This is a genomic window from Acidovorax sp. ACV01, assembly GCF_014851495.1.
GTDB classification, from domain to species: domain Bacteria; phylum Pseudomonadota; class Gammaproteobacteria; order Burkholderiales; family Burkholderiaceae_C; genus Acidovorax; species Acidovorax radicis.
Window position 1 is genome coordinate 1 of record NZ_JACUZT010000030.1, and the last position, 255, is coordinate 255.

The 255-nt window shown below is 62.4% G+C and carries 1 pseudogene; it reads right to left on the reverse strand.

Going from position 1 to position 255, the window contains the following annotated elements:
* A pseudogene (locus IB243_RS27540) lies at positions 1–255 on the reverse strand (electron transfer flavoprotein subunit beta/FixA family protein); the annotation flags it as partial.

The window sequence follows — 255 nt, forward strand, 5'->3', positions numbered from 1 at the left end:
GGGTCTTGAGGCGGGGAGCCACATCCACACCGAGGTCTTCGGGCTTGAAGGTGTCCAGCTGCTTCTTCTTGGCCTTCATGATGTTGGGCAAGGTGACGTAGCGGGGCTCGTTCAAGCGCAAGTCGGTAGTAATGACCGCAGGCAGGGTCAAGGCCAGGGTTTCCAGGCCGCCGTCCACTTCGCGGGTCACGTTGACCTTGTCGGCCGACAGTTCCACCTTGTTGGCGAACGTGGCCTGGGGCAGGTCGGCCAGAG